Annotated in this window: 14 protein-coding genes and 1 pseudogene; 8 read left to right on the top strand and 7 right to left on the bottom strand. The window is 36.2% G+C overall.

Annotated features, from left to right (window positions below; translation table 11 throughout):
* Positions 1-50 precede the first annotated feature (50 nt).
* Positions 51-482, bottom strand: a complete 432-nt coding sequence (gene fliW / locus HCCG_RS08745; RefSeq protein WP_014666381.1) for a flagellar assembly protein FliW — start codon at positions 480-482, stop codon at positions 51-53.
* 134 nt (positions 483-616) lie between these two features.
* Here fliW and HCCG_RS08740 point away from each other — a divergent pair, with 134 nt between their 5' ends.
* Genes HCCG_RS08740 through HCCG_RS08730 form a run of 3 tightly spaced genes read left to right on the top strand, consistent with a single transcriptional unit; the run spans position 617 to position 3954 of the window.
* Complete coding sequence (locus HCCG_RS08740) at positions 617-1258, top strand: outer membrane protein assembly factor BamD (protein ID WP_002957144.1); 642 nt, start codon at positions 617-619, stop codon at positions 1256-1258.
* Positions 1259-1282: 24 nt separating this feature from the next.
* Positions 1283-3691, top strand: a complete 2409-nt coding sequence (gene lon / locus HCCG_RS08735; protein ID WP_002957143.1) for an endopeptidase La — start codon at positions 1283-1285, stop codon at positions 3689-3691.
* A 47-nt stretch (positions 3692-3738) separates the two neighbouring features.
* Positions 3739-3954, top strand: a complete 216-nt coding sequence (locus HCCG_RS08730; protein WP_014666384.1) for a hypothetical protein — start codon at positions 3739-3741, stop codon at positions 3952-3954.
* On the opposite strand, the gene HCCG_RS08725 is transcribed toward HCCG_RS08730, so the two are convergent.
* A complete protein-coding gene (locus HCCG_RS08725) occupies positions 3910-5109 on the bottom strand; it encodes a glycosyltransferase family protein (RefSeq protein WP_002957141.1) in 1200 nt (399 codons plus the stop codon). The two genes, HCCG_RS08730 and HCCG_RS08725, sit on opposite strands and share 45 nt — an antisense overlap.
* A gap of 231 nt (positions 5110-5340) precedes the next feature.
* Between HCCG_RS08725 and cysK the strand changes: the two genes are divergently transcribed.
* The gene (gene cysK, locus HCCG_RS08720; protein WP_002957140.1) at positions 5341-6246 is read left to right on the top strand and encodes a cysteine synthase A; all 906 of its coding nucleotides are present in this window, start codon (positions 5341-5343) and stop codon (positions 6244-6246) included.
* A 28-nt stretch (positions 6247-6274) separates the two neighbouring features.
* On the opposite strand, the gene HCCG_RS08715 is transcribed toward cysK, so the two are convergent.
* The 5 genes and pseudogenes from HCCG_RS08715 to ilvD all read right to left on the bottom strand — a co-directional run bounded on the left by HCCG_RS08715 (position 6275) and on the right by ilvD (position 10973).
* Entirely contained in the window at positions 6275-6703 is a 429-nt protein-coding gene (locus HCCG_RS08715; protein WP_015453277.1) for a hypothetical protein, read from the bottom strand.
* A gap of 67 nt (positions 6704-6770) precedes the next feature.
* Positions 6771-6888 (bottom strand): annotated as a pseudogene (locus tag HCCG_RS12000) (class I SAM-dependent methyltransferase); the annotation flags it as partial.
* Positions 6889-6899: 11 nt separating this feature from the next.
* Positions 6900-8120, bottom strand: coding sequence for a TRM11 family methyltransferase (locus HCCG_RS08710; RefSeq protein ID WP_002957138.1), 1221 nt, complete (start codon positions 8118-8120; stop codon positions 6900-6902).
* The gene (locus HCCG_RS08705) at positions 8117-8866 is read right to left on the bottom strand and encodes a BsaWI family type II restriction enzyme (RefSeq protein WP_002957137.1); all 750 of its coding nucleotides are present in this window, start codon (positions 8864-8866) and stop codon (positions 8117-8119) included. The genes HCCG_RS08710 and HCCG_RS08705 overlap by 4 nt, the downstream gene beginning before the upstream one ends.
* Positions 8867-8921: 55 nt before the next feature.
* Complete coding sequence (gene ilvD / locus HCCG_RS08700) at positions 8922-10973, bottom strand: dihydroxy-acid dehydratase (protein WP_002957136.1); 2052 nt, start codon at positions 10971-10973, stop codon at positions 8922-8924.
* 132 nt (positions 10974-11105) lie between these two features.
* Here ilvD and HCCG_RS08695 point away from each other — a divergent pair, with 132 nt between their 5' ends.
* The 4 genes from HCCG_RS08695 to HCCG_RS08680 are packed head-to-tail and all read left to right on the top strand — an operon-like array spanning position 11106 to position 14760.
* Entirely contained in the window at positions 11106-12101 is a 996-nt protein-coding gene (locus HCCG_RS08695) for an ankyrin repeat domain-containing protein (RefSeq protein ID WP_015453278.1), read from the top strand.
* Positions 12091-13011 (top strand): radical SAM protein, encoded by a 921-nt coding sequence (locus HCCG_RS08690; RefSeq protein WP_002957134.1) that lies wholly within the window; start codon positions 12091-12093, stop codon positions 13009-13011. Before HCCG_RS08695 ends, HCCG_RS08690 begins: the two co-directional genes overlap by 11 nt.
* Positions 12998-14188 carry an AAA family ATPase gene (locus tag HCCG_RS08685; RefSeq protein ID WP_002957133.1) on the top strand — a complete coding sequence of 397 codons (1191 nt, stop codon included), beginning with the start codon at positions 12998-13000 and terminating at the stop codon, positions 14186-14188. The genes HCCG_RS08690 and HCCG_RS08685 overlap by 14 nt, the downstream gene beginning before the upstream one ends.
* The gene (locus HCCG_RS08680; RefSeq protein ID WP_002957132.1) at positions 14185-14760 is read left to right on the top strand and encodes a uracil phosphoribosyltransferase; all 576 of its coding nucleotides are present in this window, start codon (positions 14185-14187) and stop codon (positions 14758-14760) included. Before HCCG_RS08685 ends, HCCG_RS08680 begins: the two co-directional genes overlap by 4 nt.
* Positions 14761-14815 lie beyond the last annotated feature (55 nt).

Below are 14815 nucleotides of genomic sequence, written 5' to 3'. Positions count from 1 at the left end.
TTTTGTGGCTTTTGTGTATGATCGCTTGTTTTGGAATATAGAATCTAAATTTAGTTTTTTCTTACAGGAGCGGCACTTTCGCCTTTTTGTGCTTCCTCTTTATTATAATACTGCCCGATCGATTCACTTAAGCTATACATTGGATATTGTGTGCTATCAAGGACAACTTGTGCCATTGTGAGATTATCAAAGTTAAAAATAAGGGGTGCTAGAAAGTTTATGGTGGAACTTTCAATAGGCTTTTGAATCACCATAATATTGGCAACAGCGATATTTTTGGCATTATTTAAATCAAGCAGAATCTTAATGTTTGAAGGCACATCAAATTCGTATTCTCGTAGCAAAAAAGGATTCACAAGTGTAAAGTGAGGCACTTCATATTCAGCATTATAGAGCTTCATAAATAGCTCATCAATTTTTTCAAGTTTCATTTTTGTTACATTTTCAAACCCTAGAATCGGCGATTTGACTTCAAAAATCATCATTTTCTCCAAGAAATTTAGGCTATATCCACGATAGAAGCACGGATTATAACACAAATTATGTAGTTTTTATACTAAATAGTGGAATCTAAAGTGTATAATACATTTTTATTTTCAAAGTTTAAAGGTTTTTAATGAGAATCTACGCGTTTATGTGTCTTTTGTTTGCAAATTTGATATTTTTTGGCTGTGCAAAAAAAGAAGTAGAGTATAACAAGCCCGCGTCATATTGGTATGAATCCATCATCAAAGAGATTAATTTTGGCAACTTAGAGGGGGCAGATGGCTATTTTTCATCTCTGCAAAGTGAGCATATTAACTCTCCGCTTGTGCCAGAAGCTATGCTGATTCTAGGAGAAGCTCATATGGAAAAAGATGAATATCTTTTAGCTGCATTTTATTTTGATGAATATCTTAAACGCTACACTTCATTGGCAAATCAAGACTATGTGCGGTATTTGAAGATTCTAACAAATTTCTATGGCTTTAAAAATTATAGCAAGGACCAAGAATTTATCGCTCAAAGCATAAAAGAAGCACAAAACTTTTTACAAAGCTATCCAAATAGTCGCTATACGCCTTATGTGGAATACATATACATTAAGTTTCAATTAGGGCAGATTGAGCTATATAAGGCAATCGCCAATGTGTATGATAAGCAAGATAAAGATGAAGCAAAAGATAAGTATCTCTCACGGATTAATGAAGAGCTGCTGACAAGATTCAAGCCAAAGCCATCGCATATCCCTTGGTATGTTAAACTTTTTAATTGGTAAAAATGTAAAAATACAGGAGAAAAAATGAATAATATAGAAAATGATTTTCCCATAGTAATGCCCCTTGTGATAGAAGATGAGCTTTTTATTTATCCTTTTATGATTGCTCCACTTTTTATCAGTGATGAGAGTAACATTGAAGCCGCTGATAAGGCTATCAAGGGCAATAACCTTATTTTTATAAGCTCCACACGAAGTGATGATAATCAAGCCTTTTATGATGTGGGCGTGATAGGCTCTATTATGCGTAAGGTAGCCCTGCCTGATGGGCGTGTAAAACTGCTTTTTAAAGGGCTGTATCGTGGCAAGATTCTAAAAGTGATAAAATCAAGCAAAGAGCCGCTAAGCGTTGAGGTAGATAGGATTTACTATAAGGAGTATGATGAGATAAAAATGAACGCACTCTTAGAAGTTTTGCGTGAAAAGTTGCGACATTTAGCCAATCTTGATGGGCATTTTCCGCCAGATTTGCTAAAAAGCATTGAAGAAAACTCCGAGCCAAACCGCATTGTAGATCTCATCGCTTCAGCTATGCGACTATCTAAAAATCAAGCCTATACACTCTTTGCTAAAGATGATGTAGAAGAGCGGATTTTGGGGCTTATTGATTATATTATTGAAGAAACACAGGCTCAAAAACTCCAAAAAGAAATAAAGAACAAAGTCCATAACAAAATGGAGCAAGTCAATAAGGAATATTTCCTTAAAGAGCAGTTAAAGCAGATTCAAAAAGAGCTAGGCACGGATAATACGCGTGATGAGGAGATAGAGCAGTATTTACAAAAGCTTAATGCCCTAAAGCCTTTTATGGGTGAAAATGCCTATAAAGAGGTGCATAAGCAGATTAAGCGACTCTCTCGTATGCACCAAGATAGTGGCGATGCGAATATTTTGCAAAATTATGTTGAATGGGTGCTTGAGATTCCTTTTGGCACTTATGCTAAGCAAAAGCTTTCTATCCAAAAAGTAGCCAAACAGCTAGATATTGATCATTATTCCCTTGAAGAGCCAAAGGAACGCATTGTTGAGTATTTTGCGGTAAAAGAATTGATTGCCAAAAGAGAATCTACTCAAGCCAAAGAGACAAAAAATAGCAAACAAAAAGACGAGAAAAGCGAGAAAGGCACGATTTTATGCTTTTATGGACCACCCGGAGTTGGGAAAACAAGCCTTGCAAATTCCATTGCCAAAGCGATTAAAAGAAAGCTTGTGCGTATCGCTCTTGGGGGCTTAGAAGATGTCAATGAGCTAAGGGGACATCGCCGAACATATATCGGTGCTATGCCCGGACGCATTATACAAGGGCTTATTGAAGCAAAAGAGATGAATCCACTCATTGTGCTTGATGAGATTGATAAAGTCGGCAGAAGCTATCGTGGCGATCCCACAAGCGTTTTGCTTGAGATTCTAGACCCGGAGCAAAATCACGCTTTTAGGGACTATTACACAAATTTTGATGTGGATTTATCCCAAGCTATTTTCATCGCCACAGCCAATGATATATCCACAATCCCAGCCCCCCTGCGTGATAGAATGGAGTTTATTGCTATCTCTTCTTACACGCCACAAGAAAAGTATGAGATTGCAAAAAAATACCTTATCCCTCAAGAGCTTAAAAAACACGGCTTAAGCCAAAATGAGCTAAATATTTCAACCCCAGCACTAAAGCAGGTAATTGAAAAATATACGCGTGAAGCCGGGGTGAGAAGTCTGCGACATAAAATCGCACAAATTATGCGAAAAAGTGCGATTTTAATCCTTAAGGGGAGTGAATCTGTAAGTGTCACGCCAAAAAACTTAAATGAATTCCTTGATAAAATCGTGTTTGAAATCTCCCCAGCGGATAAGCAACATAGCGTTGGTGTAGTCAATGGACTTGCTTGGACGAGTGTGGGCGGCGATGTGCTAAAGATTGAAGCCATTAAGATTAAGGGCAAGGGGGCATTGACACTTACAGGGAGCCTTGGCGAAGTGATGAAAGAATCTGCCCATATTGCGCATTCTGTGGTGAAAGTCCTGCTTGATAATAAGGTTTTAAAGCAAAAAAACACCGCAAAGAAAACTAGCTCAAAAACGCCCATTTATCAAAGCTATGATATACATTTACACGTGCCAGAGGGTGCTACGCCAAAAGATGGTCCAAGTGCGGGTATTGCTATGGCGTGTGTGATTGCCTCCATTTTGACAGATTCTAAAATCAATGCAAGTGTGGCGATGACAGGGGAGCTAACATTACAAGGCAAGGTTTTAGCCATTGGCGGCTTGAAAGAAAAGCTTATTGCCGCACACAAGGCTGGAATCCAAAGGGCTATCATTCCGCAAAAAAACTATGAACGCGATTTAAAAGACATTCCCAAAGAGGTGCAGCAAAAGCTAGAGATTATCGGCGTTAGCGATATACAAGAAGTGCTAAAACTCGCCTTGTTGCCTTAAATGAATCTGCCCCAAAAACAAGGATAATGAAGGATTATCGCAAGAAAATGAAAGATACACAATTTTTATTAGGGCTTGGCTTTGGGCTTGTGGGCTGGGTGCTTTTTGGCTTAGGAGTGGTGCTGTTTCCTTTAAGCCTATTTTTTATTATGCGTTCTTCCTATCGTCCGCCATTTTTTGCCCTGCTTGTGATTAATGGTATTACAGGCTTTAGCCTTTCACTCTATTTTGATTCTCAATACATCGCTCAGCACATTCTTTAAAATTTTTAAATTCATATCCAAATGCCACTTTTGTGCCACAAGGTGGGCGTTGTGTTTGAGCCTATCAATATCATCTTTTGTGTGTTTTGTTAGGGCTAAAAAAATATCGCTAGATTCAAAGCCATTAGTGATAATCCCGCATTGATGAGTGCTAAGAAAATGGCTCATATCCTGCAAAGGTGTGCTAAGGATAGCAAGTCTAGCTTGGAGATATTCAAAAAGTTTATTTGGCATACAATGGGCGAGATTAAAGGTTGTTGGCTTAAAAGGAATAAGTCCTATGTCGTATTCAAGGCTTGTTGGGATAATCTCCTTCATCGCCACAGGTTGCAGAATCTGCAGAGATGTGATACTTTTAGCTTGTTGGCTAAAAGATTCTAAAAAACCTTTTTGATTGCTTAAAGCCATTATGTGAAGGCTAAAGGGTGTTTGCTCTAAAAGTCTAGCTAAATCCAAAAGCTCCATACTGCTCCTATCGGGGCTTATAAAGCCGTGATAGAGAATCTTTATCTTTTCTTGCGTAGGGCGGGGTGAAACATCATAAAAAGGCGGCAGGGATAAAAAAGTTTTACAAGGGATATGAAAATCTTTTTTATACCGCTCACATAGCCCATCACTCACGCTAAAAGCAAAATCTACTTCGCTCAAATACGATTCACATAAAAAGCTAAAAAATCGCCCAAGCCCTTGAAGCCATTGCGTATCATTTTCATACTCAAGCGGGTAAAATTCACGCAAATCAATGAGAATCTTGCACTGCGGATTATGGTCTTTATATTCACACGCAAAGGGCAGAAGTGTAATGTCTTCTACAATAAGCAGATTCTGCAGGGGCAGGGAGCTAAGAATCTTAGCGATAGGTTTGCGGTTTGGCGTGAAAATAAGGGGCATAAAATCCCCTTTTTGACAAAGCTTTAAGATAGCGTCATTTTCCTGCTTTGTGCGTTGTTTGCTATTTTTATCTAGTGGGAAGCTAAAAAGTGTGGCTTGTATAGAATCCACAATTGCAAGGCTTTGGCAGTCTTTTGAAATGACATTTAGGTGTAATGTGTGGTGTGAAGTTTTCTGTATTTTGCCTAAGAGTTCTAAAAGCCGACTTGAGCGGGGCTTGGTATTGATATTATGATCGCAAAGCAGAGTGATATTAAGATTCAAGTCTTATTCCTTTGTGTGTAAATAGAATCTCACAAGCCTTTTTTATTCCATTCCTTTATAAACTCATTTTAAAATATTCAAAATACAAAATCTTTCAATAAGTGTCGGATGTGGTAAATGGCAAATAAGGTAAATGGCAAGTGGGTTTGTATAAAGAAAACTTGACTTTTTCATTTTGTTGTGCTATTTTTTCTTTTTTCGATATTTACAATTTACACAAAGGATTCTACGATGAAAATCGCTCACTCAATCACTGATATTATCGGCAATACGCCCATTTTGAATCTAAAGGAGTTTGCCCCAAATCTTTATGGCAAATGTGAGTTTTTAAACCCTAGCCATTCTGTCAAGGACCGCCCTGCGTATGCGATGATAGATGAGGCAATGAAACAGGGCAAAATCAATAAAGACACGATGATTGTAGAATGCACAAGCGGGAATATGGGGATTTCCCTTGCGATGATTTGTGCAAGTTTTGGGCTTAAAATCACTATCACTATGCCTGAATCTATGAGTGTAGAGCGACGAAAAATGATAAGCTTTTTTGGGGCAAATCTCGTGCTAACTCCAGCAAGTGAAGGTATGAAAGGGGCGTTAGATAAGGCTAAAGAGATTTTAGATTCTACGCCTAATGTCTTTATGCCAAGCCAGTTTGATAATCTTGATAATAAGCAAATGCACAAACGCACTACGGCTTTGGAGATTTATGAGAGTTTTGAAGGGGAGTTGGACTATTTTGTTGCAGGCTTTGGCACAGGTGGGACTATAAGTGGTGTAGGAGAGGTGCTAAAAGAGAAGATTCCACATATTCAAATTATTGGTGTTGAGCCTTCTGCCTCACCGCTATTAAGTCAAGGACAAGCTGGAGCGCATAAGATTCAGGGCATTGGGGCGAATTTTATCCCTAGCATTCTTAATCGTGATGTTATAGATTCTATTGTATGTGTGGAAAATGAAGTGGCGATACAAACGGCTCAAGAGCTGGGCAGAGTTGGCGTTATGGTTGGAATCTCAAGTGGGGCAAATGTGGCTATGGCTAGAAAAATCGCCTTAGAAAATCCAAACAAAAAAGTGCTAACAATGCTCAATGACACAGCCGAGCGGTATCTCTCAACGGATTTGTTTAATACGCTTTAGAGTTTGTGTAGTAGAGATGAGCTAGGCTTTACTCATCGGGTATTACGCGATAGAAAAATGGAATAGTATATTGCGTGTCTTCTTGCAAGTTGTGTTTTTGGCATTGTGCTTTTATACAGGCTTTAGCTTTGTGAAGCACTCTTGTGATATGTGGGGCAAACTCGCTTTTGGGCTTATCAAATGCGAGAGATTGAATCTCGCAAGTATTAGCTTTGAGTATAAAGCTAACTTTTAGGCTTTCTTCTTTGCCAAGTTGCAGGAGTTCTTTAGGATAGGTATTGTGCTTATCTATACATTGTTTTACAGCTTTGTAAAAAGGGGCTAGGCTTGAGTGCGTCTCTATGGCGGCTTTGTGTAAATCTTTTGCTAAGTCTTTAAAGCCTATCAGCAGATACACCAATACAAAGAGCCAAAGCAATGTGCCAATAATGCCATAAAGCAGTGCATATTTTTTCATCATAGAGCCTTTTTTGTTTGGGCGTAGTGGATTCTAGCACAAATTTTTCATAATAGAGCCTATACACTTAGAGGGTTAAAGCATTAAAACTAGAATCTAACATTGCGTTTTCTAAGCTTCTTTGCGAGAAGAGAAATCGCCCATCACACAAATCCAAGCTCCTGCCAATCTATGCTATTTGGCTTTTGTAGAATTGTTAAGTTTTCTCACACACCACTATCCATTCTTCATTCATTGTGTTAGATAAGATTCCAATCTTATTTGTGGGGGAATTTTTAAGTGGCATAGCTTTGTTAGAAATCTTGCGTCTTATGGTAGTCAAATGCTTAAAGCCATTATTGCAAAAAACTTCGGCGATAAACTTATCGGTTGGAAGTTGTATCTTTTTAACTTGACGATTACCTACTACAAAAAAAGTTTTAGCCCCGACATTCAAAACATTTATCAACTTTAAAATGCTTCGTTCCAAATCTACATAAAAGCTTGAAACTTCTAAAGCTCTTTTGCTATCAATTTTAGCAATTTCTTTTATATATTCTTGCATTATTCCCCTGTTATAAAGCTCTTTTGACTTTTTGCCGCCTAAAAGCTGCGAGTCAAGTTTCCTTGCATTTTTAACCCCTAAATACTCATTGATAAAAGTGCTAAATTGTCCATAAGCCACTGTCGTTTTAGAATCGCCATAAGGTGGGCTAGTGAGAATGGTGTCAAACTTTTCAGTGGTATTTGTAAAACTTGAGTTTGTAATATTATGCGTAATATTTTTTATTTTATGTTGATAAAAAGATAAATAATCATCAATAAGAGAATCCAGCTTTTCTTTAAAGATTTTATGCGTGTTTGGCTTGTAATTTTCATAATCTTTCATTCTAAAAAGTTTAAATTCATTATTTCTTGTATAGCTTGCTTCTCTTAAAGTTTCACTAAAAGCAAGTAAAAATAAGTTTTTTATATTCCATTCTTTAGTATTGTTTAAATGATGAAAAATAAGGGCTAAATCCACCTGTGCTTGTTTCTCTATCCAAAAATCAATATTTGTAATATTAGCTTTCTTAACTTCTATAATTTTTACCATATTTTCAAGTAACTTAGCCTTTTCTCTTAAGAGACTCTCTCTTTCTATATAGTTAAGTTTAGCTTTTGATATAAGGATTGCTAAAGGATTTAAATCAAAGCCCACAAAATGCTTTATACCATACTCTAAACCACTTATAAAACTACTACCACTTCCACAATATGGGTCTAAAAGAGCTGTTTTCTTTGCCTTAAACTCTTTTAATAATTCATAGCCAATTTGTGGGAGCATAGTCGCTGGATATTTGTGTAAATTAGGATACATTGACGCATAGCTTTGCCCTAAAAAATCATATTTTGGATTATATATAGTTTTTATGGATTCTTGTATTGCTAGGGTCATAATTGCTCCCTTATATAATCAAGCATATAGCTTAAAGGTTTAATAAAATCCCCTGTTTGTATATTTTTCCCTATAAAAGCGCAATCAAAAAATTTAAACATACCCCTATGTTGCGGATTATTGATTTCATTATAAAAATTAACGGTAGCAAAACATACTAAAGGTTGAATAGGTGGGTTATAGCTAATATTGTATTTTTCTTTAATGCTAGATTCTGTATTGGCAATTTCCATTAGAAGCTTCCATTTGTATGTTTGACCAGCCCTTTCTCTTAGAGAAGTTTTAAGAGATAAGATAAGGCAACTTGCTAAATTTTGTTTAGAATCTAGTCGATAAATTACTAAATCTACATCTGGTTTTTGCGTTTCTTCGCCCACTTTTATATAAAACAAGTCTTTAAAATGTGGGATTTGTGATATTTTATTGGTGATAAAAATATCTTTATCAATATTTTTGCTTTCTTTATTTTTTAAAAATACCCAAATAATAAGGTTTGAAAAAGCACTTCCTGCTATGCTCTTTCTTGCTTGACTTATATCTTTAATCTCATTTCTATCAACTCGTTCTTTCAGCAATCTTTCAACTGCATCTTTAGAATTTAGCAAATATCCATAGAGATTGTTAAAAACTTCCTGTAAATTAAGCTTATTATTTTTTAAATCTTTTATTATGGATTCAAGCATAGGCTGCATATAGTATTTGTTTTCTATCTCTTGCAATGTTTTTATTTCAATGTTATTTAGCATTTTTATTCCTTTGTTACTTTAAGCTTTTGCTACCCATTTCTCGTATTTTACCCTTTTACAACTCCGTCTTTAAAACCGCACCATTTGCGGCGTTGCTTACAAGTAGCGAGTAGCGTTTGAGCCATTTGCTTGTTATCTCTTTTTTGATTGGTTTCCATTTTGCCTTTCTAGATTCTAGAATCTTAGAATCTACCTTTAGCTCCAAGCTCCCACGCGAGACAGAAATCTCTATTTCATCACCATCTTCAATCAGTGCGATAAGCCCCCCTTCAGCAGCCTCCGGGCTTATATGCCCGATACAAGCCCCCCTTGTCGCCCCACTAAATCGCCCATCGGTTATGAGTGCCACGCTTTCGCCTAAGCCCATTCCCATAATAAGACTTGTAGGGCTTAACATCTCTTGCATTCCCGGTCCCCCCTTTGGTCCTTCATAGCGGATAACTACCACGCTTCCAGCCTTTACCTTGCCCCCTGCGATGCCCTTAATCGCTTCATCTTGGGAGTTAAAGCAAATTGCCTTGCCGCTAAATTCTTTCATAGATTCTGCTACTGCTGCGACTTTTAGCACCGCCCCTTGTTTGCACAAATTGCCAAAAAGGATTTTTAATCCGCCAACTTGTGAGTAGGCATTGTCATTATGGCGGATAATTTCGGGGTCTGTGATATTTGCGTTTGTTATTCTCTCTCCCAAAGTTTCGCCTGTGATTGTAAGAGCGTCTAAATGTAAAATAGAATTTACAAAACTAGAATCTTTACTTTCTTTTTCACAAGGGGGAGGGGCTTGAATTTGCAAGTGTGGGTTTGCTTCGCTGCACGAGAAGTCGCTCCCTCTCCCTTGTGTATCCCCCACCCCTACGACGCTTTCAAGGTTGTGCTTCGCACTTTCATTGATTATATTTGTGGCAAAGTTGTGCTTTGCCACTTTGAGCGTTGCTAAATCTACTTGAGATTCTGGGTTTTTAGAATCCACAATTCTAGTATTTGCGGTGTGGCTGTGCAAGTTTTGAGAATTTTGGGGAAGGTTAGCGGACTTGGCGTCCGTGCCTTTCACAAAATTCTCAACCTTGTCGCATTGCATACCCAAAGACGAATTGCCACGCTTAGAGATTTCATTCATCACTGCCGACACACCCCCCGCTCGGTTAATGTCTTCCATATGCACACTACTTAACGCCGGGGCGATTTTGGCAATATGGGCAACATTTGTGGCAATATTATTGATAGATTCTAGGTTGAAATCCACTTCCGCTTCCTTGGCGATGGCTAACATATGCAAAATCGTATTCGTGCTTCCGCCCATTGCCATATCCACGACAAAGGCATTATGCACGGCTTTTGCATTTAAAATATTGCGGAATCTAAATTTTTCACTTAGGCTAGAATCTAGGGCAATCTCTACAATGCGTCTAGCCCCCTGCCTTAGCAACTCTTCCCTTTCTGGCGTTAAAGCCGGAATCGTGCCATTGCCCGGTAATGCCACGCCCATAGCTTCACAGAGTGTATTCATAGAGTTTGCCGTAAACATTCCACTACAACTCCCTCCGCTAGGACAGGCTTGACACTCTATCTCGTGCAGTCTTTTTTCGCTAATCTTACCGCTTTCATACGCACCTACTGCTTCAAATGCTGAGTTTAAATCAAGTATTGTGCCATCTTCCAAACGACCCGCTTTCATAGGACCGCCACTCACAAAGATTGTGGGCACATTCACACGCAACGCTCCCATAAGCATTCCGGGCACGATTTTATCGCAGTTTGGCAGGCAAATCATCGCATCTAATGCGTGGGCGTTCATCACAGATTCTATGCAATCAGCAATCAGCTCTCGGCTAGGCAGGGAATAGAGCATACCGCTATGTCCCATAGCGATACCATCATCTACGCCGATAGTGTTAAACTCAAAAGGCACGCCACCAGCCTTGCGTATCTCATCTTTTACAATTTCAGCGTATTTGTTTAGGAAAAAATGCCCCGGAATGATGTCAATATAGCTATTTGCTACGCCGATAAAGGGCTTATTAAAATCTTCATCTTTTAGCCCCGTAGCCCTTAGCAAACTTCTGTGTGGGGCGCGATTATGTCCCTTTTTTACAATATCACTTCGCATAGAATCTCCTTTTTTAAAGTCGTAAAAATTAATGAAATTATAGATTAAAAATCTTATTTTACAAATATTCTATATATTCATTAATTGTTTTTTTTGGATAGAGTTTGCATTAACATTCAAGGAGATGGCGTAATGCAGACACAAAAGATATTTGTCGTTGATACAAATTGTTTGCTTTTAAGCTGCAATCTTATCTTTGATATTTGCCACAAAAATGGTTTTAAAATTACACTTCCACAAATCGTAATTGATGAGCTTGATAGATTGAAAGATAATAAAGGGTATAAAGAAAATAGAAATGCACATAGAGCAATACAAGCAATCAATAGCTATCAATGTGAAATCTACAAGAAACGCTTAAATGGCAAAAAGCCAGATGAGCAAATTAGGCAATGTGCGAGTGAATCTAATGCCTACATCATCAGTGAAGATAAAACCTTTAAGACTTTGTATAAACAAACCTTGACAATAAAAGAATTTAAAGAACAATTTGCAACTTACCTTGATGATATTCCAAATTTGGCAACAGAACAGCTTTTTAACGCGATACAAAAAAGGGATATAAACAAAGTAAAAACACTTTTAAAAGAGAGTGAGTTAAAAATCAATGCTTACGATAATAAGGGCTTAACACCGCTTATTTACGCAATTAAGAAAAGAGACTTAGAGATAGTGAATCTTTTATGTGAATATAAAGACATTGATATGCACAAATGTGATAAATCGCATTTAAAGATGACACCCTTAGCGTATACAGTGCAAGATGATAATGTAGAAATGGTTATTTTGTTGTTAAAACATAAAGCGTGTGCTTATGTTGGCAATATGGGTAAAAATAAAAGTAACACTCCATTTTTAATGGCGTGTTGGGATAATAGGAAAAATGCGATTGCTATTATGGCATTATTGCTTGATAGTGGAATATCAATTAATCAAGTTGATGGAAATGGATTTAGCGGATTGATTAAAGCGTGTATTAAAGGGCATAGCAATATTGTTAGGTGGCTTTTGGCAAAAGGGGCAGATTCTCATATTCGTGATTTTGAGGGTAGAGATGCACTCACTCACGCTAAGTCTAATAAGCATAATAAAATAGTTGCAATGTTGGAGGATTATAATGTTAAATAAGTGCTGTATCTCTATCAATGCGAAATGCAATCTTGCTTGTAAATATTGCCATTTTTATGAAAATGAGAATTTAGATATGACAAATATAGAATCTCTTAATACCCAAAAGCTGGATAGGATACTTACTAATATTCTAACATATACGCAAGATAACGGACTTTCACGATTTATTATAGGTTTTGCTGGTGGTGGAGAGCCACTGCTTGATTGGCAAACTTTAGAATCTAGTTTAAACAAAATACGCAAGCAAGATAAAAACAATCAACTATTTTTTTATATCATCACAAATGGAATCTTGATAAATGAGAAGTTTTTACTCTCATATAAGAAATTGCATAATTGTGTGAATCTTGTTGTCTCACTTGATGGCGATGAGACTACTCATAATGCTTTGCGTATAGATAAACTACATAAGACTACACATAAACGCATTATGCAAAATATTGCTTTATACCAAAAGATTCTACATAAGATGCCAAGTATTAATATGAGTGTAAGCAAACTTAGTCTTGAACACAGGGATTATATTTTGGATTTTTTGTTACAACATAAATTTAGCGATATTACTTTTACTCGACTTTTTCATTGTGATAATAAGAATCTTGAAATCACACATAAAGCATTTTTAGAGTTTATTGACTTTTTCGCTTCATATAAATTTAATATCCGAAATATCATAGCAAAAGAACAAAATAAATGTGATTGCATAATGTATGGGCATACTTGTGGTGTGGGATATAACAATATTTTTTACTGCAATGATAAAGTGTATCCTTGTATGCGTTTTGTTGAAGATGATAGAAGTATAGGTAAATATGATGACTTGCTACCAAACATCATACAAAATATGCAAATCCTAAAACAACCGCTAGATAAATTGATAGGAGTATGTCATTATGAAAAATATTAAAATTTGCATTGTTGGTATAAATTGCTCTGGTAAAAGCACGCTTTTGGAAAAATTGAAAGATTTATTGCCACATTTTAAAATTATTGAAGGCTCTCAGGCATTATGTGAGATTGGTAGGATAGACAAGCAAATGCTGAAAAATCTAGATGAAGCAAATAAGGATAGGCTAAGAAAAGAGTTTTTAGCAAATTTAGAATCTACAAATGAAAATGTGATTGTAAGTGGGCATTATAGCTTTTTAAATGAAAATGCTACCTTTGAAATTGCAATGAAGGAGGATGTAAGATTCTATGATTTGATATTATTTTTAGATTCTGATAATGAAGTAATTCATCAAAGAATGCAAAATAGAGATAATAAAAACATAAGCTTAGAATCTATTCAAAAGTGGAATGACTTTGAGTTACAAGGCTTACAAATAGAATGTAAAAAGCACAATGTATTTTTTAGTGCGATAGATTCTAATGCTAGTGATGTGGGGAGTTTTATTGAGTTTTTTCGCACAAATAAAACAAAACTAGATCCCAAAGAAATATTTGAAGATTTTATGAAAACACACACTTCATCTTTAATGCAAACTATAATCCTTACAGATTGCGACGGGACACTGGATAATAAAGACGCTGTAAAAGAATTTTACAAAATTAAAGCCGTGTGTGATTTTAAGGTCCCAAACGCATTTCATAATCATAGATTCTATGGCTTTTATCAGTTTTTTCGTTTAACAAAAAAGCGACTAGAAATCCCCGAAAAGACTTTTTTACAAGCAGTAAAACTTGCGGCAGATTCTATGCGACCACATATAAATCTTATTGAAATGCTACATAGTAGCAATACGAGTGTTATAGCTATAAGTGCTGGTATAAGACAGATTTGGAGTGATGTATTTGCAAGATTAGAAGCGCCATTTCACATTATTGCTAATGATAGAGAGAGTATTATCACACAAGATTGCAAAGCATACTTTGCAAAAGAGCTAACAAATCTTGGATATAAAGTCATAGCTTTAGGTGATGGTCTTGTCGATATAGGTATGCTTGAATATGCAACACAACCCATTTTAATAGAATCTAATAAGAAAGGCTTAATTATCTCTCAATTAAGTCGGCACACAAGAGAAAAACTTATAGTTTGTAACCCTAATATTTCTATAGATTCTATAAAGGCGGTGCTATGAATTTTTATGAATTGCAATATAAATATCCCTTACAAAATCTTATCAATCAAACAAGAGCTTGTGATACAACAGCAAGTATGCTTACTGGCATTCATTATCAATTTGGCATTCTACTTGGCAGAGAAATCTTAGGTATGCAGCCTAGTATCTACAAAACAAAGCAACTTTCTCATAATACATTACAAGATTTACCATATTATGATGAGAGTGGATTTGCTATCATCGGCATTCTTAGGGCAGGATTATATATTGCAGAAGGAATAAGGGAAGTATTCCCAAATGCACAATATTTTTTAGTAAAAGCCCCGCAAGAATTAGAATCTATCGTATTTAAAAAAGTTATTATCGCTGATAGTGTGATAAATACTGGCAAAACTCTGCGTAATTTCCTTGCAATAATACAAGCAGAAGAATATTATATAGCCACTAGTGTTATTTATGAAGCAAGTATAAAAGAGATATTCAAGCAATATCCTAGTGTGCATATTTTTAGCATTAGAAGTTCTACAAATAGCTATATAGGACAAGGTAGCAATGATACGGGCAACAGACTTTTTAACATCAAATCTTAATGTTTTATTTATGGTTTTAAATTAGACATCTTACAATTTACTTATGATGTGATAT

The organism is Helicobacter cinaedi CCUG 18818 = ATCC BAA-847, assembly GCF_000155475.1.
Classification (GTDB): domain Bacteria; phylum Campylobacterota; class Campylobacteria; order Campylobacterales; family Helicobacteraceae; genus Helicobacter_C; species Helicobacter_C cinaedi.
This window is presented reverse-complemented; position numbering and strand designations above follow the sequence as displayed.